The 23,439-nt window shown below is 44.6% G+C and carries 25 protein-coding genes and 2 riboswitches; of the genes, 20 read left to right on the top strand and 5 right to left on the bottom strand.

The annotated features are described in order from the left end of the window. Positions 1–146 precede the first annotated feature (146 nt). Positions 147–262, bottom strand: a riboswitch (SAM riboswitch). Positions 263–365: 103 nt separating this feature from the next. Next, a complete protein-coding gene (locus tag AC2EXB_RS15880; protein ID WP_483602295.1) occupies positions 366–1,004 on the bottom strand; it encodes a glycerol-3-phosphate acyltransferase in 639 nt (212 codons plus the stop codon). Between the two features lie 132 nt (positions 1,005–1,136). Then, positions 1,137–1,248, top strand: a riboswitch (SAM riboswitch). A 103-nt stretch (positions 1,249–1,351) separates the two neighbouring features. Here AC2EXB_RS15880 and AC2EXB_RS15875 point away from each other — a divergent pair. The 16 genes from AC2EXB_RS15875 (at position 1,352) to AC2EXB_RS15800 (ending at position 16,519) form a co-directional block, all read left to right on the top strand. Beyond that, the gene (locus tag AC2EXB_RS15875) at positions 1,352–2,641 is read left to right on the top strand and encodes an O-acetylhomoserine aminocarboxypropyltransferase/cysteine synthase family protein (protein ID WP_235197209.1); all 1,290 of its coding nucleotides are present in this window, start codon (positions 1,352–1,354) and stop codon (positions 2,639–2,641) included. A 12-nt stretch (positions 2,642–2,653) separates the two neighbouring features. Further along, positions 2,654–3,667 carry a homoserine O-acetyltransferase MetX gene (metX, locus tag AC2EXB_RS15870; RefSeq protein WP_483602294.1) on the top strand — a complete coding sequence of 338 codons (1,014 nt, stop codon included), beginning with the start codon at positions 2,654–2,656 and terminating at the stop codon, positions 3,665–3,667. 726 nt (positions 3,668–4,393) lie between these two features. Next, positions 4,394–5,191: a Flp pilus assembly protein CpaB gene (gene cpaB / locus AC2EXB_RS15865; RefSeq protein ID WP_483602293.1), complete on the top strand. Its 798-nt coding sequence runs from the start codon at positions 4,394–4,396 to the stop codon at positions 5,189–5,191. Positions 5,192–5,202: 11 nt separating this feature from the next. After that, a complete protein-coding gene (locus AC2EXB_RS15860) occupies positions 5,203–6,342 on the top strand; it encodes a CpaE/TadZ family protein (protein ID WP_483602292.1) in 1,140 nt (379 codons plus the stop codon). A gap of 28 nt (positions 6,343–6,370) precedes the next feature. Next, positions 6,371–7,735, top strand: a complete 1,365-nt coding sequence (locus tag AC2EXB_RS15855) for a TadA family conjugal transfer-associated ATPase (protein ID WP_483602291.1) — start codon at positions 6,371–6,373, stop codon at positions 7,733–7,735. Beyond that, positions 7,726–8,655, top strand: a complete 930-nt coding sequence (locus tag AC2EXB_RS15850; protein ID WP_483602290.1) for a type II secretion system F family protein — start codon at positions 7,726–7,728, stop codon at positions 8,653–8,655. The genes AC2EXB_RS15855 and AC2EXB_RS15850 overlap by 10 nt, the downstream gene beginning before the upstream one ends. Positions 8,656–8,664: 9 nt before the next feature. Next, entirely contained in the window at positions 8,665–9,600 is a 936-nt protein-coding gene (locus AC2EXB_RS15845) for a type II secretion system F family protein (RefSeq protein WP_483602289.1), read from the top strand. Between the two features lie 20 nt (positions 9,601–9,620). Further along, the gene (locus AC2EXB_RS15840) at positions 9,621–9,842 is read left to right on the top strand and encodes a hypothetical protein (RefSeq protein WP_483602288.1); all 222 of its coding nucleotides are present in this window, start codon (positions 9,621–9,623) and stop codon (positions 9,840–9,842) included. Positions 9,843–9,924: 82 nt separating this feature from the next. Beyond that, positions 9,925–11,334 carry a vWA domain-containing protein gene (locus AC2EXB_RS15835; RefSeq protein WP_483602287.1) on the top strand — a complete coding sequence of 470 codons (1,410 nt, stop codon included), beginning with the start codon at positions 9,925–9,927 and terminating at the stop codon, positions 11,332–11,334. Positions 11,335–11,429: 95 nt separating this feature from the next. After that, complete coding sequence (locus AC2EXB_RS15830) at positions 11,430–11,816, top strand: TadE/TadG family type IV pilus assembly protein (RefSeq protein WP_483602286.1); 387 nt, start codon at positions 11,430–11,432, stop codon at positions 11,814–11,816. Then, positions 11,813–12,547, top strand: coding sequence for a hypothetical protein (locus tag AC2EXB_RS15825; RefSeq protein ID WP_483602285.1), 735 nt, complete (start codon positions 11,813–11,815; stop codon positions 12,545–12,547). The genes AC2EXB_RS15830 and AC2EXB_RS15825 overlap by 4 nt, the downstream gene beginning before the upstream one ends. 10 nt (positions 12,548–12,557) lie before the next feature. After that, positions 12,558–12,746, top strand: a complete 189-nt coding sequence (locus AC2EXB_RS15820; protein WP_483602284.1) for a hypothetical protein — start codon at positions 12,558–12,560, stop codon at positions 12,744–12,746. Positions 12,747–12,764: 18 nt separating this feature from the next. Then, complete coding sequence (locus tag AC2EXB_RS15815; protein WP_483602283.1) at positions 12,765–13,487, top strand: hypothetical protein; 723 nt, start codon at positions 12,765–12,767, stop codon at positions 13,485–13,487. A 24-nt stretch (positions 13,488–13,511) separates the two neighbouring features. Further along, entirely contained in the window at positions 13,512–14,837 is a 1,326-nt protein-coding gene (locus tag AC2EXB_RS15810) for a hypothetical protein (protein WP_483602282.1), read from the top strand. 44 nt (positions 14,838–14,881) lie between these two features. Then, entirely contained in the window at positions 14,882–15,664 is a 783-nt protein-coding gene (locus AC2EXB_RS15805) for a hypothetical protein (RefSeq protein ID WP_483602281.1), read from the top strand. A 138-nt stretch (positions 15,665–15,802) separates the two neighbouring features. Further along, the gene (locus tag AC2EXB_RS15800; RefSeq protein WP_483602280.1) at positions 15,803–16,519 is read left to right on the top strand and encodes a DUF4309 domain-containing protein; all 717 of its coding nucleotides are present in this window, start codon (positions 15,803–15,805) and stop codon (positions 16,517–16,519) included. Positions 16,520–16,568: 49 nt separating this feature from the next. Here the strand turns inward: AC2EXB_RS15800 and AC2EXB_RS15795 are convergent, their stop codons facing one another. Then, positions 16,569–16,799: a helix-turn-helix domain-containing protein gene (locus AC2EXB_RS15795; RefSeq protein ID WP_052650566.1), complete on the bottom strand. Its 231-nt coding sequence runs from the start codon at positions 16,797–16,799 to the stop codon at positions 16,569–16,571. A gap of 109 nt (positions 16,800–16,908) precedes the next feature. Here AC2EXB_RS15795 and AC2EXB_RS15790 point away from each other — a divergent pair, with 109 nt between their 5' ends. The 4 genes from AC2EXB_RS15790 to AC2EXB_RS15775 all read left to right on the top strand — a co-directional run bounded on the left by AC2EXB_RS15790 (position 16,909) and on the right by AC2EXB_RS15775 (position 21,017). Next, positions 16,909–17,793, top strand: a complete 885-nt coding sequence (locus AC2EXB_RS15790; protein WP_483602279.1) for an EamA family transporter — start codon at positions 16,909–16,911, stop codon at positions 17,791–17,793. Between the two features lie 237 nt (positions 17,794–18,030). After that, positions 18,031–18,723: a response regulator transcription factor gene (locus AC2EXB_RS15785; RefSeq protein ID WP_483602278.1), complete on the top strand. Its 693-nt coding sequence runs from the start codon at positions 18,031–18,033 to the stop codon at positions 18,721–18,723. Next, positions 18,701–18,862 carry a hypothetical protein gene (locus tag AC2EXB_RS15780; protein ID WP_235197191.1) on the top strand — a complete coding sequence of 54 codons (162 nt, stop codon included), beginning with the start codon at positions 18,701–18,703 and terminating at the stop codon, positions 18,860–18,862. Before AC2EXB_RS15785 ends, AC2EXB_RS15780 begins: the two co-directional genes overlap by 23 nt. Position 18,863: 1 nt before the next feature. Then, positions 18,864–21,017, top strand: coding sequence for a sensor histidine kinase (locus tag AC2EXB_RS15775; protein ID WP_483602277.1), 2,154 nt, complete (start codon positions 18,864–18,866; stop codon positions 21,015–21,017). 34 nt (positions 21,018–21,051) lie between these two features. Here the strand turns inward: AC2EXB_RS15775 and AC2EXB_RS15770 are convergent, their stop codons facing one another. From AC2EXB_RS15770 to liaF, 3 genes are read right to left on the bottom strand one after another with little or no spacing between them, the layout of a single operon-like run. Next, a complete protein-coding gene (locus AC2EXB_RS15770) occupies positions 21,052–21,687 on the bottom strand; it encodes a response regulator transcription factor (protein WP_483602276.1) in 636 nt (211 codons plus the stop codon). Next, a complete protein-coding gene (locus AC2EXB_RS15765) occupies positions 21,665–22,708 on the bottom strand; it encodes a sensor histidine kinase (protein ID WP_483602275.1) in 1,044 nt (347 codons plus the stop codon). Before AC2EXB_RS15765 ends, AC2EXB_RS15770 begins: the two co-directional genes overlap by 23 nt. Further along, positions 22,705–23,400 carry a cell wall-active antibiotics response protein LiaF gene (gene liaF, locus AC2EXB_RS15760; protein ID WP_235197186.1) on the bottom strand — a complete coding sequence of 232 codons (696 nt, stop codon included), beginning with the start codon at positions 23,398–23,400 and terminating at the stop codon, positions 22,705–22,707. The genes AC2EXB_RS15765 and liaF overlap by 4 nt, the downstream gene beginning before the upstream one ends. Positions 23,401–23,439 lie beyond the last annotated feature (39 nt).

The raw sequence follows: 23,439 nt of genomic DNA, 5'->3' as shown, positions 1-23,439 counted from the left end.
AAGAATTTGGAGATTGCGTGTCTTTTTTTGGGCCGAATTGTTTCAACACCCCAACAATTAGTGTAGAACCAAAAAATAAAACAAAAAGAGCCCTCTTTTTTCTTGTCCATAAGAAAAAAGAGGGCTCCGGAATGAAACCATCTCAATTCTCATCTTCCAAATGCACATACATGCATTTGCAGGAATTAGCACAGTTTTCGCTTAAAGCGAATCCGCTGCCGAAACGTCATAGGGCCTGTCCCTCGGTTTCTCTGGATAAGAAAGTGATGTAACTATTCGATTTGTAATTTCTACTTTAGTGCGTCAATGCGGAAAAGTCAAGAAACTTTTTTAAAATAAAAAAATGGGAAATGAAAAGCCTGCTTTCACGCAGGCCCCGCTTTCTTGCGGAAGACAGAAGAAACCTTGTTTTCCGTTCCGTTTTTAATTCGTTTAATATTTTCAATGTGTTTCCAGAACGCCATTGCAAAAAGACCGAAGGCAGTGAGAAGCGGCCAACTGCCTTCCGCCGGGAAATAAGCGATGGCAAACAGCATGCCATACAGAACGAGAACGCCCACAACCAAATAATCCGTTGCTAAAGCGCAAGCGACCAGGAGCAATCCGCCGGCAAGCCCCAATTTCCAATCCAGTGCAAGCATAACGCCGATAATGGACGCTGTGCCTTTTCCGCCGTCAAAGTTCATATAGAAAGGGAAATTATGGCCGATGACGACAGCCGCACTGATCACAAAGAGCATTGTCCATTCCAATTCACTTGATAAGTTGAATTGGCCTAAAAGAATTCTTAGCCCCAAGACAGCGACAATCCCTTTGGAAATATCAATCAAAGCGACAAGTGCGCCGAATTTCCATCCAAGAACAATGGCCGCATTGGAAGCGCCTGAATTTTTCACCCCTTCTTTTTTGACATTCGTGCCTGAAATCAGTTGTGCGATGGAGGATCCGTGGAGTGAACCGAGTAAATAACCAATAATAAAAGTGCATAAAAACCAAAGAATCATGAAATCATCTCCTCTATATGTATTAAACGTTTTAGGGGAAGGGGAGGTTTCAAAATTTTTTGAATTATCCACTTGACAAATGAAAGCGATGTTTTTATACTGCTAAACAAGATGAAAAACTAAATCTGAATACTCTTATCAAGAGAGGCGGAGGGAATAGGCCCTATGATGCCCGGCAACCACCAAGCAATTGCTTGGAAAGGTGCTAAATCCTACAGATCGGCAACGATCTGGCAGATGAGAGGAGGTATTTCCGTATATGACGGCCCTCTTCTTAACGAAGAGGGCTTTTTTCTGTTCCCTCCTCGTCTTCGGTTTTCATCAATAAAAACTAGGAGGAATAAGAAATGACAAATTTTAAACCAGAAACGCTTTTATTGCACGGTGGCCAAGAGCCGGATCCAACAACAGGAGCAAGAGGAGTTGCCATTCATAAAACAACTTCTTATGTATTTAAAAGTACGGAGCATGCCCAAAACTTATTCGGATTAAAAGAGACTGGAAATATCTATTCCCGCATCATGAATCCGACGGTTGATGTTTTTGAACAGCGTGTAGCTTTGCTGGAAGGAGGCACTGCAGCTGTCGCCTTGTCTTCCGGAATGGCAGCCATTGCATTCTCTATTTTAAACGTTGCCGAGGCGGGGGATGAAATTTTGGCAGACAGCAATCTTTACGGCGGTACTGTCAGTTTGTTCTCCAACACACTTCCGCGTTACGGAATCAAGGTGAGATTTGCGGACGGAACAGATCCCGAAAACTTCCGTGCAGCCATCACGGATAAAACAAAAGCAATCTTTGGAGAAATCATCGGAAATCCAAGTTTGAATGTGTTTGATGTTGAAAAAGTAGCAGAAATTGCACACGAAAACCAAATTCCTTTATTGATCGATAATACATTTGCCTCCCCGTACGGTAGCAACCCCATCGCTTTCGGTGCAGATGTCGTCATCCATTCAGCGACGAAATGGATTGGCGGGCATGGGACGACCATTGGCGGAGTTGTGGTGGACGGAGGCAAGTTCAACTGGAACAATCCGAAATTCCCGAACTACACAGAGCCGGATGAAAGCTACCACGGCATCCGCTATGGCATAGACGCAGAAGGAGCTTCATTTGCGACTAAACTGCGTGTCCAATTGCTGCGCGATTTTGGTCCGTCGCTAAGTCCGGACAGTGCCCATGCATTCCTGCAAGGCTTAGAAACACTGCATTTGCGGATTCCACGCCACAATAGCAATGCACGGTTAGTCGCTGAATATCTTCAGCAGCATCCGCAAGTCGAATGGGTGAACTACATCGGTTTTGAAAATCACCCGTCCCATCAGCTGGCGCAAAAATACTTGAAAGACGGCTACGGATCCATCGTGAACTTTGGCGTCAAAGGCGGCCGTGAAGCTGGGCGGAAAGTAATTGATGGCGTCGGATTATGGTCGCATGTAGCAAACGTCGGCGATGCGAAATCGTTGATCATCCATCCGGCCTCTACTACCCACCAGCAATTGAACAAAGAGGAATTGGAAGGTGCAGGAGTCACGGAAGAATTGATCCGTTTATCGGTCGGCCTTGAAAATCCGGAAGACTTAATCGCAGATCTTGAGCAGGCCATCAAATCGGCAGTGCTCGAAAACGTCTAGGAGGGAAAGCGGATGACTAGTGTATCCATCGGCAATTTGGTTCTTGAATCTGGAGAAGTCTTAGAGAATGCAGTGCTTGCCTATGAATGGTCCGGCAAAAAAGGTGGTCCTGCCGTTCTTGTCTGCCATGCGTTGACTGGAGACCAGCATGCGATCGGGACCGAGGATCTTCCAGGTTGGTGGTCCGGCTTGATCGGGCCAGGCAAAGCCGTGGATACCACTATTTTTCAAGTCGTCACTTTCAACGTTCTCGGGGGCTGCAATGGCTCTACTGGGCCATTATCCACCAATCCCAAAACAGGTAAAGCGTATCGTTCGTCTTTTCCGGCGATCACGATAAAAGATATGGTCCAAGCTGAATTTCAAGCGTTGAAAGAGCTCGGAATTTCTCATTTGGCAGCTGTCATCGGCGGATCGCTTGGAGGCATGAAGACTTTAGAATGGGGAAGAGCCCACCCGGAATTTGTGGATATTATTTTCCCGCTTGCTGTAACTCCGGCTTATAGTGACTATGGCATCGCTTTTAATTACATTGGAATTCAAGCGATTGAAAACGATCCGCGTTTCAATAATGGAAATTACAGCCATTCATCTGAAATCAAGGGATTCGAGGTGGCAAGAATGGCAGGAATGGTCACTTACCGAAGCGGTGAAATGTTTAACCGGCGTTTTAACCGAAAAGCGCTTGCCAATGGCTATGACGTAGAATCTTATTTGAATTATCAAGGCCAGAAATTAGCGAACCGCTTTGATGCCAACAGTTATTTAACTCTTTTGAAAGCAATGAATACCCATGATGTAGGAAATGAAATTTTGGATGTGGAGATTTTTGCGCTATCCTTTACGCATGATCTGCTGTATCCGAGTGAATTGATGATTCTATGGTTAAAATCTCAGTCTCATGCAGAATGGGAAGTTGTTGAAACGCAATTTGGCCATGATGGATTTTTAGTGGAATTTGATAAATGGAGCAGCAGCATTAAACAAAAACTAGAAAATGCCATCGTCCCGCAGCCGTCTCTTTAAAGAAATTTAACCAGCTGCAGCAAGAAATGCAGAGTCGCCGACAGGAGGGACTTGTAATAATTCCACATAATATTAATTTTAAGAGATTTCCAACCAAATGGAATTGGAAAATTGAATGAATTTAAAGCTATTTTCATCTTTATTAAGATGAAAATAGCTTTTTTTATTGGAAAAATTAAGGGGATTAGCAACTTGTAATTACTGGGAGTCAGGGGTAGGAAAAAGAGGAAACCGTACTAGGATGTCTGTTTTAATGCATCGTATTTATACTAGTTTTAAGATAAAAGCCCTGAGTAAATATCTCTATTAAATAACTCTTGAATTCAATGTTTTATAATAATGAAAAAATTTGAAAAATGAATAAAAAGTCACGGTTAGAGAGTGAGAATAACAGGTAAAAGAGCAAGGAGAAAAGATAGAGAGGGATTTCAAGGAAAATGTGCCTAAAGAAAAGAGGGATGATAATGAATAGATGGCATTGTAATAGAAGGGGTTAAAAATACCTATATGACTTTTTATCTGTAAAAAATACCTCTAACCGAAAACGGTTTTGACAGCTTTATAAATTTAATGATAAGCATATAGAGGAAATTAAAATATAGACAAAAAGTGAAGGATAATATTGCCAATTTTATTAACTAAAGAAAATTTTAGCAAAGTGCAAAAAGTTTCCTGCTATTGACATGAAGTAGAGAAATAGATGCCTAATGCCAAGGGAGTGCCAAAATGATTGAATCCAAAAGAAAAGCAATTATCTTTTTCGTACTAGCTGCCATTCTAGCAGGAACGGCCGGTTTCCTGACATTATCAAAAGTAAAGGAATTGAACAGCGACTTGGGAACAATGGTTAAAGTTTATGCTGCAAAAGGGGATATCGCCTCTCGAAGCGTCATTACGCCAAAAGATGTGGCTGTTGAGGAAATCCCGAAAAAGTTTTTAACGGACCAGCATATTACAAGCACTGACGATCTCCAAAATAAGGTATCGGTCATTCCTTTATCCGCAGGAGACTTCATTACGAAAAACATGTTGAAGCAAGCTTCCGCAGTAATGGAAGAAAATAATCGCCTGATCACTTTAATGGCCTCAGATCGTGTCTTTTTCGATGAACAGCTTGAAGCTTTAGACCGGGTCGATATTATCGTCTCAGTACGTTTTGACAATGAGAACAAAACGCAAATTTTCATGAAAGATGTAAAAGTAGCACGTGTAGCAAATGATAATAAAAAGTTTGCGGGGGTCCAGTTAGAAGTTTCACTCGAACAAGCACCTAAGCTAATACATATGCAGAATTACGCAGACAGCGTCCGGATAATCAAAGCAAATGTCGGTGCCGGCAAAGAAGATGCACCGGAAACAGACACGGCTGCTGAAACGGAATCTTCAAAGGAAACGGAAGGAAAAGCAGAAGCAAAACCGAAAGAAGAAAAGCCAAAAGCAGAAGAGAAACCTAAAGCAGAAGAGAAAAAAGAAGCAGAAAAGAAAGAACAGGATGACGCAGCCGAGACGTCTCCGGAGAGCTGAGGGATTTGGATATGAAAGAATCGAAACTATTGATTGTCGGACAGAAAAACGAATTATTTACATTGCTCACCCGGCAATTCGAAGGTGAGTTTGACTATAGTTGGCTGGACTCTACCCATTTGCGTTCGGAGCTGAAAAACGTGGACCCGGCATTAGTTCTTCTATTGCATGAACCTGGGAAAGACTTGGAAACCCATGCTTATCTCCAACAGGAACTTGACGGAACGCCTGTCGTATTTGTCCATGAAAGCCACGATTTCCAGTTATTCCGCGATCTGGTAAGAGCGGGGGCGATTGATTATTTCGTGATTCCTGAAGATTTGAATGGCTTGGAAAACCAATTGGCGATTATGCTTGCAAGACTTGAAAAATCTCCAGAAAAAGAAAAACAACTGAGTTTTAAGCGAGGGAGCGGACAAGTCTTCGCTTTCTATAGCGGCAAGGGGGGCAGCGGGAAAACGCTGTTGAGCACCGCTTTTGCCCAGACCTTGAAATTTGAATCCACGGCTCAAGTTCTTTATATCGACTTGAATCTTCAATATGGAGGCGGAGAATCTTATCTGGGTGTGGAAACTGCGAGAAACATCCTGGATTTGGAGCCGGTTATCAAAGAAATGACTGAACAGCATTTACGCAACGTGACAGAAAAAGAACCTTTATCGAAAATGGAGCTGTTAATCAGCCCATGCGATGCGGAACTTGCTGAGTACATTACAGAAGATTTCGTCACGCGTCTTTTGCGGGTATGCCGCCGGGCCTATGATTTCATCATCGTTGATTTGCCCGTGAACATGGATGAACGTACGTATACGGCATTAGTCGAGGCCGACCGCATCTATTACACGACTTTAATGGACACGCCATCCATCCGGGTTTTCAAGCATACGGAAGAACTGTTCCAAAAACTTGGAATTCCTACAGCAGACCGGTTGGAGCTCGTGCTGAACGAAGTCGGCCGGGAAAACGAGTTAAGCAAAAAAGATATTGAACGCTTTATCGAATATCCTGTGGCAGCTGAAATCAGGCGCGATATTAAAGGAGTGCAGACCGCTATCAATAAAGGCGAGACCCTTCGAAAATTGCCGAAAGAAAAGAAACTTACTCCCGCCGCTAAAGACATGCGGAAATGGGTCGTATCCATGCTGAAATAATCATTTTTAAAAGGAAGGAGGGAAAGCGATGTCGCTCTTTCAACGGAAAAGAACCGAATCAGCAGCGGCTGTCAGTGAAAGTGTTTCAGTACAAAGCTCACAAGTGTTGAGCCCATATTTGGAAGAATTGCTCGAGCATTACAAAGCAAGGCTGTTGGCAGAAACCAATCTAGAACCGCTGATTGCAGCTGAAGAATCTGAGCGCCGCCTGTCCATTGAACGCCTGATCAGCCAGTTCATGCTCGAAGAAAAAGTAGTCATCTCGAAAACCGACCGCGAAATGCTTTTGACGCGTTTGATTGATGAAACAGTTGGCTTTGGTCCATTGGAACAATTGCTGAAAGATCCGACGATCACCGAGATTTTAGTGAACGGACCAAAAGAGATCCATGTGGAGCGGAACGGTCGGCTGGAATCTTCACATATTACCTTTAAGAACGAAGAGCATGTCCGCCATATTGTCGACCGGGTGATTGCCCCGCTTGGCCGGCGAATTGATGAAAGTTCGCCGATGGTCGATGCACGCTTGCCGGATGGCAGCCGGGTGAATGCGGTCATTCCGCCCATCAGTTTAAATGGCACATTGCTGTCGATCCGGAAATTCCGGAAAGAACCGTTTGAAATGGAAGATTTGCTCAGGCTTTCTTCATTAGATGAAAGTATGTCGAAATTCATACGTGCCATTGTGGAAGCGAAACTCAATATCCTGATATCCGGAGGAACCGGGAGCGGAAAGACGACGTTGCTGAATGCGGTGGCAAAGTCAATCCCACTCCATGAACGGGTCATTACGATCGAGGATTCAGCAGAGCTCAGGCTAAACAGAGGAAGCGTCGTTGGAATGGAAGCACGCCCGCCAAACGTAGAAGGGCAAGGGGAAGTCAGTATCCGCCAATTGGTGCGGAACTCGCTGCGAATGCGTCCAGACCGAATCATTGTCGGAGAGGTCCGGGGAGCGGAAGCTTTCGATATGCTGCAGGCAATGAATACAGGACATGAAGGGTCGCTGACTACAGTCCACTCCAACTCTCCGGTAGATGCCATTAGCCGAGTTGAAGGGATGGTCATCATGGCGGGAATGGATTTGCCGAGTGAAATCGTCCGGGAGTATATCGTAGGGGCCCTGGATTATATCATCCAGGCTGACCGTCTTGGAGATGGACAACGGAAAATCGTCAATATCTCTGAAGTCTATGTAGATGAAGACAAAGGCGTTAAAATCCGGGATGTGTTTATTTTTAAACGGACCGGCACCGGCAAAAACGGTGAAGTAATCGGCCATTTCACGCCGACCGGCTATATACCGAAATGTTTGGATCATCTAAGGGTATTCGGCATCGAGTTGGATAAATCGATGTTCCAGGTGAAGCAGGAGGTGGCCCAATGGACATAAGCATTGCCATTTTATATAGTGCAGCCGTTTTGGCGCTGTTATTCGGCGCCTATCTGTTCCTTGACTACCGCAGGGGAAAACAGGAGTGGAAGAAAAAGCTTAAAACCTGGTATCCCGAAGAAAAAAGAAAAAGTGCCATCAGTGTTTGGGGAGACCGATTCGATGAATCTCCAATGTCCGAGAAGCTGACTAAAAAGCTTAAAAGTGCCAATGTTTCTTTATTAGCTTCTGAATACATCGGCATTCATGTGCTAGGCGTTCTCATGCTTTACGTCGTGTTCAATATGATCTTCAGCATGGCGGCGTTGCCAAGCATTATATTGACTATCGGTATTTTAGTAAGCAGCCATTTTCTATTGTTCTATATCCGCAAAAACAAGTATGAAGAACGTTTGAATGAGCAGCTCAGTGAAGTTTGCCGGCTTTTGGCGAACGGGGCCAGATCGGGAATGACCATCACTCAGGGCATCGATTTGGTAGCAAGAGAAGTAAATGAACCGGCAAAAGATGAATTCAAGCGGCTCTCGAATGAATTGAAGCTGGGTGTGCCATTTGAAACAGCATTAAGAGCAGTGCAGAAAAGGAATAGCTCACGCGATTTCCAATTATTCATCGCTACATTGCTGATTCAGAAACGGACAGGCGGCAATTTGGCGGCGACGCTTGAAACAATGTCGCATACGTTGGAAGACCGGAAGCTATTGCACCAGACGATTCAAACGATGACTTCCGAGCAGCGTTATATATCGTTGATTGTTCCGGCAATGCCCATATTCATTCTCTTGTTTATGAACAATATCATCGATGGATTTACGGATCCGCTGACTACGCCAATTGGCATCATTATGATGATCGCATTCGGCTTGGGAATCATCTTGTCGTTTTTCCTGATTCGTCAAATTACAAATATAAAAGTGTAGGTGAAGGGTTTGGATGCGCTCATTATTTTTACGATTATTGTCTTCTGGTTCATGGTGATTTTAGGAATCCGCAACTGGTCCGTCTATGTAAGTGAAAAAAGGGGCGTGCTCGTGCACGTTTCAGAAACGACGCAGGTTGATGGTTTCGATAAGAAAAAGAAAAAACAGAAACAAAAAGCTAATCTGTTCAGCCGCTTAAGCGGCTATGCAGATGAATTTTCGGAACTGGGGCAGCGCATCAATTTCTTTAGTGAAAGCATTGAAGTGGCCGACTGGCTGAAAAAATCCGGCAACCCTTACGAATTGACGGTTGCCCGCTTTCAAGGATTGAAAATTTTATTGTTCATCATCGGATTTTTTGCAGCGATGCTTGCATTTATCATCGGCTTGCCCTTCTCTAAATACGGCCTGGTTTTCTTGCCGCTGATCGGCTACTTTATCCCGATTTACTTAGTGAGGTCGCAAGCGAAAAAACGCCAGGAAAAACTGAGAATGGATTTACCCGATTTTCTGGATACCATCAGTACGAGTATTCAGGCTGGGGTTAGCCTAGACCAGGCATTAAGGGAGGTGATACGCTTTTTCGACGGTCCGCTCCGAGAGGAATTTATGCGCTTCAATCAGGAAATTGACCTAGGGGTGCAACGTGAAACGGCTTATCGGAACTTGCTGGAACGCAATGACAATGAGGAATTTCAGCAATTGATCAAATCTCTTCTCCAAGGCATGAAATTAGGTGTGCCTATCGCAACAACTTTTAAGATCCAGGCGGAAGATATGCGCCAGCTAAGACAGGAGCGCGTCAAAGAACTGGCAGCCAAAGCTTCGCCGAAAGTCACTTTGGTAACAACATTTGTAGTGGCGCCGGTTTCAATCATGATGATTGCAGGCCTGATGCTGCTGAATATGATTTACGGAGAAAACAGCATTTTCAACATACTATAAAACTTTAGGAGGAATTTAACATGAAAGAAAAATTAAACGACCTTAGCTTGCAAATGGTGACATCAATGAAAACGGCAGTAGATAACGAAAGAGGATCTCAAACGTTGGAATGGATCGGGATTGCAGCAGTTATTGTCATCGTGGTAGGTGTAGTTTCCCAAGCATTCTCAGGCGGCACCTTTGGAACGACGCTTGTGGAGAAATTTAATGGATTCATCGGAAAAATCGGCGGCGGGGAGTAAGCTCCCCCTGCTTTTCTTGGTATAAGGGGTATCGCCTGAAGCCGGATATTGCAATGAATACGCATCATGAAAGGAGCATACGATGAAATTAGGCAAGATTTTAGCAGCATCGTTGCTTGTGCTAGGGTTAGCAGCCTGTCAACAAGATGAACCTGAAGAACCAAAGGCAGCAGAAACTGAAGAACAAACCAAAACGGAAGCCGACAAGGATACAGCGGCCGAATCCACAGAAAAAGCCGAAGAAGAGCCAGGTCTGGAAGAGGCTATTTCGGAAGAGGATTTAATTGCTTTGCCGGAGACCGACCAAGACCTGATCAGCCAGCCGGTCGGCAAAATCGGACATTTGGATCTATCAAGCGGAGATGAAGAAGAAATTGAGCCTGCATTCTTCGAAGCATTCGGAGAAGTGCCGCCTCTAAAAGAAGATGCAACTGAGGAAGAAATGGATTTATATTTCAATTATCTTTATTCCATCGTCGCCTATGATTTCCAGAATCCACAAGATGTGCTGGATCAATTGGAGTTTGCACTTTCCGGAACACCGGAAGCAGATGAACGTTTTGCTTTTAAGGAAAACTACAACGTGGAAGTCATTTTGGATGCCAGCGGGTCTATGGCTAATTACGTAGGCAGCAAAACCCGTATGGAACTCGCGAAAGAATCCATCCGCAATTTCATGGCACAAGTTCCGGAAGAGGCGAATGTGTCTTTGCGGATCTACGGCCATGAAGGTACAGGTTCTGAAGAAGATAAGGCGGCCTCATGTGCAGCGATCGATGAAGTATATGAGCGCGGGACCTATGATAAAGCAAAATTCGAGCAGGCTTTGAATACATTTGAACCTGCAGGCTGGACGCCGGTTGCTGGAGCATTGGAATCGGCTCAGGCAAGTTTTAAAGGGCTGGACAGCCAAACGAACACAAACTTGATTTATATGGTCAGCGACGGCATTGAAACTTGCGGAGGAGACCCGGTAGCGGTAGCGAAATCTCTAGCAGACAGCGACGTAGCGCCAATTATCAACGTCATCGGCTTTAATGCAGATGCCGAAGCCCAGCAGCAATTGAAAGACGTCGCTAAAGCAGCAGAAGGGATCTTCTCAAATGTGACAGACGGCAAGCAATTGACTGAGCAGTTTAAGCAATCTGAAGAAGTATTGAAGAACTGGAAGAGCTGGAAGCAAAACTCCGAATTGGATGTCTTGAAAGCGAGCAATGACAGCTGGCTGGCCATCCAGCAATTTGAAAATAATTGGAGTGCTTCTGCCTTGAAGCAAGAATTGGCGTTGAACAGGGGATTGCGCTATTTACGAGAAGCCGGTTATATCAACTGGGATCAAAAAAGCGTTCTCGAGAAAAAAGTGTATGACATCAGTGATGTAGCAAATTCAGCAAAAGGGCCGCTCGTTTCAGAGTTGAACGAAGTGAAAGAAAAAGGCCTGGATGAAATGCGGAAGCAAATCAGTGATAAATACCCAGATGAAGCAGAATGACAGTAAAAAGGGGACTCCCCTTTTTCCGGCTTATAGTTGCGGCCCCCTGCAAGATAAGCCGGAAAAGCGGGAGTCTATCAGTTGAGGTGGTAGCCATGAAAAGAAAAATAAAAAATGAAGAAGGATCCGCAACTATCGAGTTTTTGGGCATGGTCCCTCTCGTATTTTCAGTAATGATGATCGCGTGGCAGTTTATCGCCGGATTCCATGGTTTGATGATTGCGGAATCAGCAGCCAGCGAAGCAGCGAAAGTTTATTCTGTCACGGCGGATGTGGGAGAAGCGACTAATGCCGCACAAAATATTGTAGATGCGGGCGGCAGCTATATCAGTTTTGCAGGTGCACCAATTTCAGGATCAAATAATTTCACTGCATCGGTAAGCGTCAATATTGATTTTGTATTTCTTCCGGCTAGCATGTTTGCAGGAGGAAAACCTACTTTTTCATACACTGCCGATACGTCAGGCAAGGTGATTAAATGAAAAAGTTCAAATCTTATTTAAACAACGAACAGGGCAATATCGCGTTATTCGTCATCGGCATATTAAGTGTCATGATTATCTTATTTGTGCTCATCCTTAACTTGGCTGGAGCCTTAATCGTAAAAGAGCAGGCCATTTCCACTTCCCAGCAAGCGGCTTTAGCTGCAACTGCGGCTTTATATGAGGATCTCCCGGAATTCATTTCAGATTATGAAATGAAGCTGAAGGAAATGTTAGCGGAAGAAGCTGAAGAAGGCGGGGAAGCAGAGCCGCCGGAAGAGGCTGCGCCGAAAGAGGAAGAAGATAGCATAGCTGAACTTATCGAAAAAGAAGTGGACAATCTGTCAGGTGAAATGGCGGATTACTCATTAAATGAAATCCAAAATGAAGCGATTGACCGGGTATTGGCGAGTGAAATGGATAAAGGTTTGGGCGGTGGATTGCTTAAAAAAATGATGAATGACGAAATGGAATACCGATGGATCAATTCCATGAAAGAAAGTGCTCGAAATACAATTCTCGCAAATGGAGGAGAACTGGCAGACGCACAAATGACTGTTTTTGAAAACGGACAGGTTGTCGTTAAATCTTCTAAAGAAGCCAGTGCAATTGGCTATAACGGATTTTTTGCCGGGGCTGTTAAAAACTTAACCAAATCTTCCAAAGGGCCAGAGGTTATGTTTGTCCAGAAATTGGCGGGTTGGGAAGGCAGAACGTATTCGTTGGAATAGGAGTGGGAAAATGAAGAAAGAAAAAAAGTGGAGAAAAATTTACTTGGTATTGATGATTTTCTTTTATGCCATATTTGTTCCGGTAACTGTAGGGGAATGGCTGTTCAGTGACGGGAGCTTTCCGTTTACGGCAATAGCAGTGGGGCTCGCTCTGCCATTCATGAGAAAAAATCATTTGGCACAGCTTCAGCAATCATAAATGACAGGAGGTTTTAAAATGGAACATCCGATTCGCTCAGCATTCAGTTTTTTCGGACAAAAATATGAACGGTTGCTGCTGTTGGTCTTATTTATCCAGCTCCCGATCATCTTGCTGCAATTTTTTGCATCAAACTACATTTTAGCTATTACACCAACGAACGGTGCAATGTTTGGTTTCGGAGATATTTATTCAGCTTTTATTGTGTTTATTCTTTTCTTTTTTACGCTCGTGCCATTCGTATACTTTTGGCATTTCGAAGAAACTGGACATGATCGGCCCTTAAGGCAGGCATTTTTTCAATTCGCTTTAAAAGGCTTTCACTATTTTGTCTTTTCGGTAGCCGCCGGTTTATTGGTGACAATTGGGTTTGCGTTATTCGTCGTACCGGGCGTTATTTTATTAGCCATTCTGGTCATGGCTCCGGTCCTTGCGATTATCGATAATCAATCGGTCTGGTCATCAATACGGGAAAGCGGCCGGATTTTTAAACGGCAGCATTGGAAAATAATCTTATTGCTTGTATGTTTTGGATTTGGGGAGTTTATTATTTCAGCAATCGTCCAGGCATTGGTGTTGGATATAACCAACTCTTTCTTGGCTATTGCGATTTGCCATATATTTTTGAATACCTTATTTTTGCCTTTGTTTTATTTGATCTTGGCATCTTTTGTATTGAAGTGGAAAGAAGAGCTAAGTTTGTTCTCTATCGATCATCAAGATATGGCTATGCAAGAGTAATAAACGTTTAAAGGAGGGGAAGAAATGGAATCAACGATCAAACGCATATTTGCATTAACCGCAATTCTGCTTATTGTCGCCCAATCATTTTTCGGTTCTGTTGCATTTGCGGTTTCGCCGTGGACTGGAAATACGTGGTCAGGGGACACCTGGTCCGGCGATACTTGGGAAGGGACGCCGTGGGAAGGCAATACGTGGTCAGGAGACACCTGGTCCGGCGATACGTGGTCCGGAGACGGAACCAATGGCGAAAGCTGGCAAGGCGACGGCACAAACGGAGATGGAACCAACGGCACCGGCACGAATGGAGATGGGACTTCAGGTGATGGAACCAATGGTGACGGAACATCGGGTGACGGGACTTCCGGCGATGGGACGAACGGAGATGTCACCGGCGGCAATGGCACGAATGGAGATGGAACTTCGAGCAACGGAACGAACGGTGACGGAACATCCGGCAATGGTTCAAGCGGTGACGGGACGAATGGCAACGGAACGTCCGGCGACGGATCAAATGGCAGCGGGACGAACGGTGACGGAACGTCCGGCAACGGCTCAAATGGCAACGGCACCACTGGCAATGGAACGAACGGTGACGGATCTTCCGGAAATGGGACGGATGGCGGCACCGGCAGTTCTGATTCCAACTCACCTACACCTTGGGAAGTTACAAGCTACATCGGCAACGATGTCATTTTGGGGCAAGTAAGGTTAGCTTCGGAATCTTTTAATGCAGATGCTGCCGATACGATGGGAGGCAGCACGAGCTCCTTCCTGCGTTCATCACTGTTAAATGGGTTGAAGCTTGGAATTGATAGTCCGATTCTCGACTTTGCTTCGGATGTATCAGATGGTGTCGATGTTTATCAGGATGCAAGAGGCGCTATTTCGACGCTTACATCCGGCACGAACATTGCTACAAATACAACGGCTGCCGGTTCCATGATGAGCGGTGCAGCGCAGGCCGGATCATCGGCTATGGGCGCACTGGGGAAGCTCAACGTGGCAACGGCAGCAGTGGGCACCGTTTTTGGAGCAGTTGATACCTACAATAACACAGCTCAAGCCATTAGCGTATTTCAAGACAGCAATTCAACAGGCGCAGAACGTACAGCAGCTGTGACAGATGCAACAGCAAGCTTCGGCTCTACATTGATGAGCGCTGGCGGAGTAGCTGCAGCGATTCCGGGCGGCCAGGCGATTGGCGCTGGCCTCGTTGTAGCAGGCGCAGCCATTTGGGGCGCATCGAAACTCACTGGCTACGTAGCGAAAAACTGGGACGGCATCAAAAATACGGCTTCGAAAGTGGGCGGAGCCATCTCTAAAGGTTGGAACGCACTGTTCGGTTAATGTTATCATTTAGAAAGTGACAACCAAAGGAGATGAAGGCGACCATGGATGATCAAACGACGAAACTTTTAATGAAAAAAGTGAAAAAACATAAAAAGTGGACGGAAGGCGCATTCGTAAACCCGGTTTATTGGGAAGTGAACGGCAAACCATATTATATGGGCGGGTTCACGAAAAATAATGAAGTCGTCGGGACGGCTTATGTCAGCACAGGCGACGAGGTAAGGGAAGAAGCGATGGAAGCGCAGTCCAATCTTTCTTTATTTGCGGACTTGAGCTCAAGCATATTGAATGCCGGAAGAGAACGGCTGAATATCCCAACGGAATATTATACCAATCCTTTAAATATTCCCGTTTCTACAACTGATGCCAAAGTGCTTGAAGGGCGAAAAGCGTTCGCTGTTCTTTGGGAGCTTCAACAAAAATTCAATGAAGATACAAGAGCCTATAAAAATTATTATGATGAAGCGCTGAAAATTGGAAGAATCACTGAAGAAGACGTGCTCAGAACGCAGCAAACGGCGAACCGGATGAGTATGTATCAATACACCACTCTTCATACTTTAGTCGAAAAAAATGAAGAGATCCGTTCTTTTGCCGCTTATTTGGAGAAGCAGGACGGATGGGACCGTTTGACGAAAGAAGAACAGAAATTTGTTAAGGGCATCGCGGAAAATAAAGGCATGCTGCAAAAGAATTTACGCAATCTGGACATGGTGGAACATGCAGATTATGAAACGATGACTGCATTGAATTTCGAACGGATGGTTGAAAAAAACAAGAAGTCGATCGACAGCCAGAAACAATTTGTCCGGTATCCACTTTGAATGAAGAAGTAGCTCAAGAAACAGGTTGTGGATCCCGTAGCCTGTTTTTTTTACTAATTTGAGTAAAAGTGAGACGTTTTCCGAGCTGAAACGTCTAGTTAAGCATGAAAGTTATCCTAATAAAAGGATGTGGACGCTTTGCGTACGAAAATTTTTTCGATGGGTGCAGTTGCTTTATTGGCATTCGGTTTAGTGGCTTGTTCGGATGAACCGGAGGATCAGGCAGACGTCACAACAGAAGAGACAGTCGCAGAAAAGATGCCGGACGATACAGAAACTGCTGAAGAAGCAGAGCAGCCGGATTCGGTTGAAACTTCAGAAGATGCAGTTGCAGGTGAAACGAACGAAACAGAAGACGCAGAAGCTGCTGATGGAGAAACTGTATCAACAGAAGAAATCCCGGATGAGCAAAAACAAATGGCAATCGAGACATTGAAAGGCATTGTAAAAGATGCTGAACAAGGAACGGTTTATCGCTTCGCGAGTGGTTTTACGGTAGGGGAAAGCACCCGTGAAGAAGTGTATGCCGAAATCTCGGAACCTGAGGAGCAGGCCGGAGAATTCGATTTCTACCACGGTTCGATGGGGCAAGCTTCTTATCAAATCGCATATGATGAAAATGATGTGATGAAAGAAGCACGGTATTATGGCACGAATGTGGAAAGACAAACGAATTTAGGCGGCATTACGAAAGAAGATCTGTTGAAAGAAATTGGCGAGCCGGCAGAAGAAAGAACCATTTCTGCCACAGGAGAAACCAATGTTATCTACTATCTTGGAGATTACGAATTGCAGTTTATTCTTGGGGAGGACGGTACCACTGACCACGTCAACTTGCTAAAGAAATCCAACTAAAAAGCATCTCGCCGCTTCAGCGCTGAGATGCTTTTCTCATAGGCGAATCTTAGTCCTCGTCTTTAATATCCACATCATCCGGAATAGGCGTTGCCCGCCATTCAGCCAATTCTGCCTTGGCTAATTCCAATTGCTGAAAATGCGTTTCGAATTGGGAGGTGTTGATCAAGTACTGTTCACCGTCATGGACTGCACGAATACGGCCTTCTAATACATAGCGATTGACTTGTTCTTCAGGCATTGATAAAAACGCGGCAGTTTCCGGGACTGTCATATACATATGATCATCTCCTCTTTTTCTTCTAATTATAATAGAAGAAAGGTGGTATCTCAAATCTTAGAATTCGTGTAAGCTAGCTTATAAGAGCAAGCAATCAGGAGGGTTTTGGATGAATTTTCGGTCCTATATGTATGTATTGCTGGCCGCTATGCTGTGGGGAACTACGGGGACGGCTCAAAGTTTTATCGAAGGGGCAGCACATCCGCTGACAATCGGCGCTTTGAGGCTCGGAATCGGCGGTTTTACCCTATTGTTAGTTGTTGTTGCAGCTAAGAAAATCGTTTTTCATGAAGTTCCTTGGCAGGCAGTTTTCCTATCTGCGGCAGCTATGGCCGTGTTTCAGCCATTCTTTTTTTCGGCAGTTCAATCTACCGGAGTGGCTGTCGGCACAGTAGTAGCGATCGGGAGCGCACCGGTATTCTCGGGAATGATTGAATGGATTGTGTTAAAGCGCAGGCCGGACCGAGTGTGGGTTTTTGCAACGATTTTTGCCATTATAGGCTCTATTCTGCTGTTTATAAACGGTGAATCTTCTACGATCCGTCTATCAGGCGTCTTTTTGGCTTTAGGAGCTGGCGCCGCTTTTGCCGGCTATGCAATGGTCAGTAAAAGCGCTTTAAGGAAAATGGAAGCTGTTCCTGCCGTCGCTATTATTTTCTCGATAAGTGCGTGTTTCTTATTCCCATTTTTATTATTTTTGGATGTATCTTACATGGGTAACCCTGTAAATCTCAGCGTTATTGCCTATCTGGGAATTGGGGCAACAAGTATTTCCTATATCTTATTTTCAACTGGCTTGAAAAAAATCCCTTCTTCGTCAGCAGTTACGCTTTCTCTAGCAGAACCGCTGACTGCCGCTATTCTCGGCGTCTTCATCGTGCAGGAAGTGCTATCCAGCACAGCTTGGATAGGAGTGGCACTGCTATTAGGCGGAATTCTCATTTTAACTTTCGGGAAGCGAAAAGCGGCAGCTGCAATTTCCAACTTCTCTTAAGCTTGTCGGAGCTGAACGGGCGCTTCCACTTTTCTATTGTCCAGACTCCAGCGCCCAGCTCCTCGGGTCTTAAGTCAGTCCACTACGGAAATCAGGATTTCCTTCGTGTCCTGCCTTATGCCTTTCGGAGCTGAACGGACGCTTCCACTTTTCTTAAGAATTTCTTCATATTTTTCCTTCCTTGGGCTTAAGAATTGCCTTTTATAATAAAATCTATAAACGGAAGAGGTGAAACTGATGGCTCCTTTTACAGTATTGGTCACAGACGATGATCAGGACATTCGAGACGGCATTGAAATTTATTTAAAAAATGAAGGATATCAAGTCCTTAAAGCTGCTAATGGCCTGGAGGCGATCGAGCTTTTAGAAAGCCATGAAGTCCACGTCATCATATTGGATATCATGATGCCTAAATTAGACGGCATTTCAGCTACATTTAAAATTCGGGAACAGCGGAATATCCCGATTATTATGTTGAGCGCTAAAGCCGAAGATTCGGATAAAATCCATGGCTTGTCTGTAGGGGCGGATGATTATGTGACAAAACCGTTCCATCCGATGGAGTTGGTGGCCCGGGTTAAATCACAACTCAGACGTTACGTTAAGCTAGGGACTTACCAAGACAAAGCGCAGCGGACTGAAATTGATGGACTGATTCTGGATTCAGAATCGAAAGAAGTGACCTTGCACGGAGACTCGATAAAATTGACTCCGATTGAATTTAAAATAACCGAATTATTGATGGCGAATGCAGGACGTGTTTTTTCAATCAATGATATCTATGAGCGGGTTTGGAACGAACCGGCATACAATGCAGAAAATATTGTCGCTGTGCATATCCGGAAAATCCGGGAGAAGATTGAAACAGATCCAAAGAATCCAAGGTACTTGAAGGTGGTGTGGGGCGTTGGCTACAAAATTGAAAAATGATTTTTGGTCGATTGCTGCAGTTATCATCGCGCTATTCAGTTTGGCTTATTGTTTATCCTTCATCTTTGACTTGTTATTGAATTTTCCTGCAGCGGACTTGATGGCGTCTCTTCGTTCCTTATCGAAAGGAGATGCTTAAATTGAAAAAGTGGATATGGCTCATCACCTTGGCAATTATTTTAGTCGCTTCTTTTAGTGTATTAGAATTAGGAAAAGATTATTTTGGCAAATCCTATCTTGACACTATTGATTTTGACAACGATCTCTCCTTTTTTGAAAATAGCTTGATTGCTTTGGAATTGGATCCGCTGGATGCAGAAGACGTAGGAGCTGTTACACAAGAGCAGATTGAAGAATACCGAACGCGTTATGGTACCTTAAGTGAACAAATCCAAAGCATCCAAAATCAATATACAACAGATATCGAGGAAGCAACTGCAAATGGAAACAGCAGTGTAGAAAAGATTTTAACGGAGGAACGCGACACTAAAATAGAGGCGATCCGCAGCAATTTTGCAGATGACAATATCGTTAAAGAAAAAATAATTGCCGAACGGAAAAATGGATTGGAGAAGACCATCCAGGAATTGAACCGGCAAAAACTTTCCTTTAAGGAAGACTACGATTACTTTGTTTATAATCTAATCGATTTAGATACAGGCAAGACTTTTGAAAAAGGGGAATTGACAAACAATCCTTATTTCAAGAAAGAATACACGCCTGGCAATCCTCTTTCAATGGATTCCGATTACTTTTACGGAAGTGAAGTCCAGAGCACAGAATTTGAACTTCCTATATCAGATGCGAATTTTGAAGGGATTATACAAATCGACCGTAAGCTTTTAAGCGAGTCTTTTAATGGCAGCCTGTTTGATCATTTCATTTTCACGAAGTATATGTTGTATGTATTGGCCGGACTGGCTATGGGTGGAATTGTACTGCTATTGACCAAGTTGCCTTTCAACAGAGTCTGGTTTACAGATCTGCCGCTAAACGGAAAATGGAGCAACTTGCCGTTAGAAGCACGCCTTTTCCTATTGGTTCTGACCGTGTTTCTGGCTTTGCCGTATGGCAGCGGGAAATTTATAAATACGCTGCAGTATTCCTGGTCTGATAATATGCTCCGCTACGGCAGCAGTTTGGTATGGCAATTTATCCTGGCTATAGCCTTTATCGCTTTAGCTATTATTCAAGTTATCTGGATGTTGAATTTCTATAAAGATTGGCAGCATTTAGAGCATGATATTAAAAACAGTTCACTTTTCAATAGTTTTAAAACGGCGAGCCAAGCATTTTTGAAGAAATCCATTGGCATACAGATGCTGATTTTATTGTTCGTTGTTTTCACATGGGGAATGGGAACGATGGCAATGGTCTTTGTTCGGGAAGTCATCATTATCTGGATCCCAACGACGCTTTTCATCGGCATACCCGTTCTCTTGTTTACGATGAACCGCTTTGGGTATTTGAATATTTTGATGCGGGATACGGCTGAAATGGCAGACGGCCGTTTAAATCAAAATATTCCCGTCAGAGGCCGTTCGCCTTTAGCCGACCATGCCCGACAGCTCACTCGCCTGAAAGAAGGCGTCAGGCTATCGATGTCTGAACAAGCGAAGAGCGAAAGGCTGAAAACCGAATTAATCACGAACGTCAGCCATGATCTCCGTACGCCGCTGACTTCGATCATTACCTACACGGATTTGATGAAAACACCGAATTTATCGGAAGAAGAGCGGCTTTCCTACGCCAATATCCTGGACCGGAAATCCCAGCGTTTGAAAACCTTGATTGAAGATTTGTTTGAAGTTTCGAAAATGGCGAGCGGCAATATGGAACTTAACCGTACACGCCTCGATTTGAATCAGTTGCTTCTCCAAGCGCTGGCAGAGCATGCAGAAGATATCGAAGCATCAGGACTGGATTTCCGCGTCACTTCTCCGGAGAACCCAATTTACGTGCAAGCAGACGGACAAAAATGGTGGCGGGTACTCGATAATTTAATCCTGAACGCCATTAAATATGCGATGCCTGGAACCCGTGTCTATATCAACTTGCAGGACCGGGATGGCCAAGCGGAATTTACTATTAAAAATGTTACGCGTTATGAGCTGGGAGAAAATACAGATGAATTATTTGAACGCTTTAAACGCGGAGATACCTCGCGGCAGACGGAAGGGTCGGGGCTTGGCTTAGCGATTGCCCAATCCATTGTAGACTTGCACGGAGGGGAAATGAAAATTGAAGTGGATGGAGATTTGTTCAAAGTGATTGTGTCGATTAATAGCCTGTAAGGAAAAACGCCGCCTGGGATTCAGGCGGCGTTTCTTATTTCGGTGGTGAGACCAGCTTATGTTGAAAAGCGTAAATCACTGCTTGGGTCCGGTCATGGACCTCCAGTTTTGCGAGGAGGTTGCTGACATGGGTTTTGACAGTCTTTAAAGCGATGAATAGCTGATCGGCTATTTCTTGATTTGTGTAGCCGTTTGCCAGAAGTAGCAAAATTTCCATCTCGCGGTCTGTCAGTTCTTCATGCAATAACCGGTCATGGCGCATTTGCTTCATCATCTTGCTCATGACTTCCGGTTCAAGCACAGAAGTTCCGTTCATCGTTTCGCGGATGGAATCGGCAATGCGTGAAGCTTTCGATGTTTTTAATACATAGCTGACAGCTCCCGCTTTCAAAGCCGGATAAACTTTGTCATCATCGAGGAAACTGGTCACGATCATGATTTTCGCTTCGGGCCATTCACGGATGATGGCTTCCGTCGCTTCGGCGCCATTCATGACCGGCATAACCATATCCATTAAGATAACATCAGGCCGGAGTTCCAAGGCCATTTTGACGGCTTCCTCGCCGTTGGCAGCTTCTCCAGCAACTTCCATATCCGCTTGGGATTGAAGGTAGGCAGAGACGCCGATGCGCACCATTTCATGGTCATCAACTAATAAGATTCGGATCATTGGAAATCTTCCTTTCGATAGGGACTTTCACTTCCACAATGGTTCCTTCAGAAGGTACGGATACAATTTTGCTGATGGCCCCAATTTCAATCGCCCGCTCTTCAATATGCTTTAATCCGTAAGAAGTGGACTTCGACTGCTCGCTTTCAAAACCGACACCGTTATCCTGTATGCGTAAAATGGCAAAATCATCACGTTCAATAAATAAGATATGGACTTCGGTCGCTTTGGAGTGGCGCAGTGTATTGGATAAAGTTTCTTGGGCGATACGAAACAAATGGTCTTCCGCGCCTTTTTGCAAAGGAACTTCTTCGAGCTTATGTTCAATTTTAAAATAGACTTTCTCTTTGAGTTCAGATACGAGTTCATATAAGCCTCGCCGCAAGCTTTTATCGTGCAGGGCAGCCGGCCGCAAATGGAGGAGCAAAGCACGCATTTCAAGCTGAGCCTGTTGGACCATTTTTTCGGTCTGCAATAAGCCGGGCGAAGCATTGTCCTGTTGAGTCATCGATGACAAGAGCATGGATGCGGCGAACAATTGCTGTGATACCGAGTCATGCAATTCCCGGGCAAGGCGCTGCCGCTCCATAACGAGCCGTTCTTGGATCAGCTTGTCTTGGGTTTCAGCCCGTTCATTCGAAATCCGCGTCAAACTTCTTCGCTGCGACTCCAGCAATTTTTGCAGTTTCAAAATGGAATTTGATAGATTTGCAGGAAGCGTCTTCATATGGGCCGCTTCAATGACCGTTTGGTCTTCATTTCTCAAGAGAGCTTGGAAGATATCCTCGACTTCTTGGACTTTGGAACGAGACAACGATTCTGTCCACCAGGCAATGCCGCCGGATAAAGCCAAAATCAGGACCAAAAGCCAAATGCCAAATGGAAGGCCGGCTACAAAATCTTCCCATAGCACTGACCAGGTTTGAACAGAAGGAAGACCAAGCAAGACGATCAAAATGCTGAAGATAATCGCTGCAAATAATGCGGTGAAAAATAAACTGCGCGGCACAAGTTTTTTCATCGGCGGATCACCTCGACATCTCCCATCCAGGTGGTGATGGTGACGATCATTTCTGTGCGATTATCATCTTCTGAAAAACCGTCTTCCGCGTGTACAGTGCCGTTCCAGATACGCTGCTTGCTTCCGGTGAAAAAGCGTGCTTCCCCGAGCAATGTCGTATAGAAAATACGGACGGGAACTTCGTAGGGAAGAATGACTTTCACTTTTCCGAATCCTTGCCGCACAGAAATGACAGAAGTCTTTTTAGGCAAGACGGTTTGCGTGGCATCAATCAGCAAATCACCGACAAACCCTTGAACATGGATGTCTTTCCATTCGTAAGATTCAATCGGGGTGCTTTGAGCCGAAAAGAATTTGTTTTGGATGAGCCCTTTATCGACCATCCCTTGAATCGGAACGGTTTGCTCCCATTCTTCACCTTTCCAAAGCTTGACCAATAAGTAGATGGCTACGCCGAAAACGAGAAGGCGTAAACTCCACATGGACAAAACAGAGATGCCGATTAAGATAAAGCCAGTCCAGATATACGATTTTCTGGATTTCGTGGTTTTTTTCATTCCATAATAGAGCAGTCCGATACCAAGAAGAACCAAAAACACGCTGCCATTTTGGAAAAATGCAGCTTCCACGAATATGAGAAATAAAGCGCTTAAGATGAAAAACGCTTGTTTGTTAGTAGTTAAATTGCGCATCGCAGTTTTTGCCCCCTTCTTTGTAGCAGAAAAATGAGA

The organism is Planococcus alkaliphilus (assembly GCF_057031095.1).
This window is presented reverse-complemented; position numbering and strand designations above follow the sequence as displayed.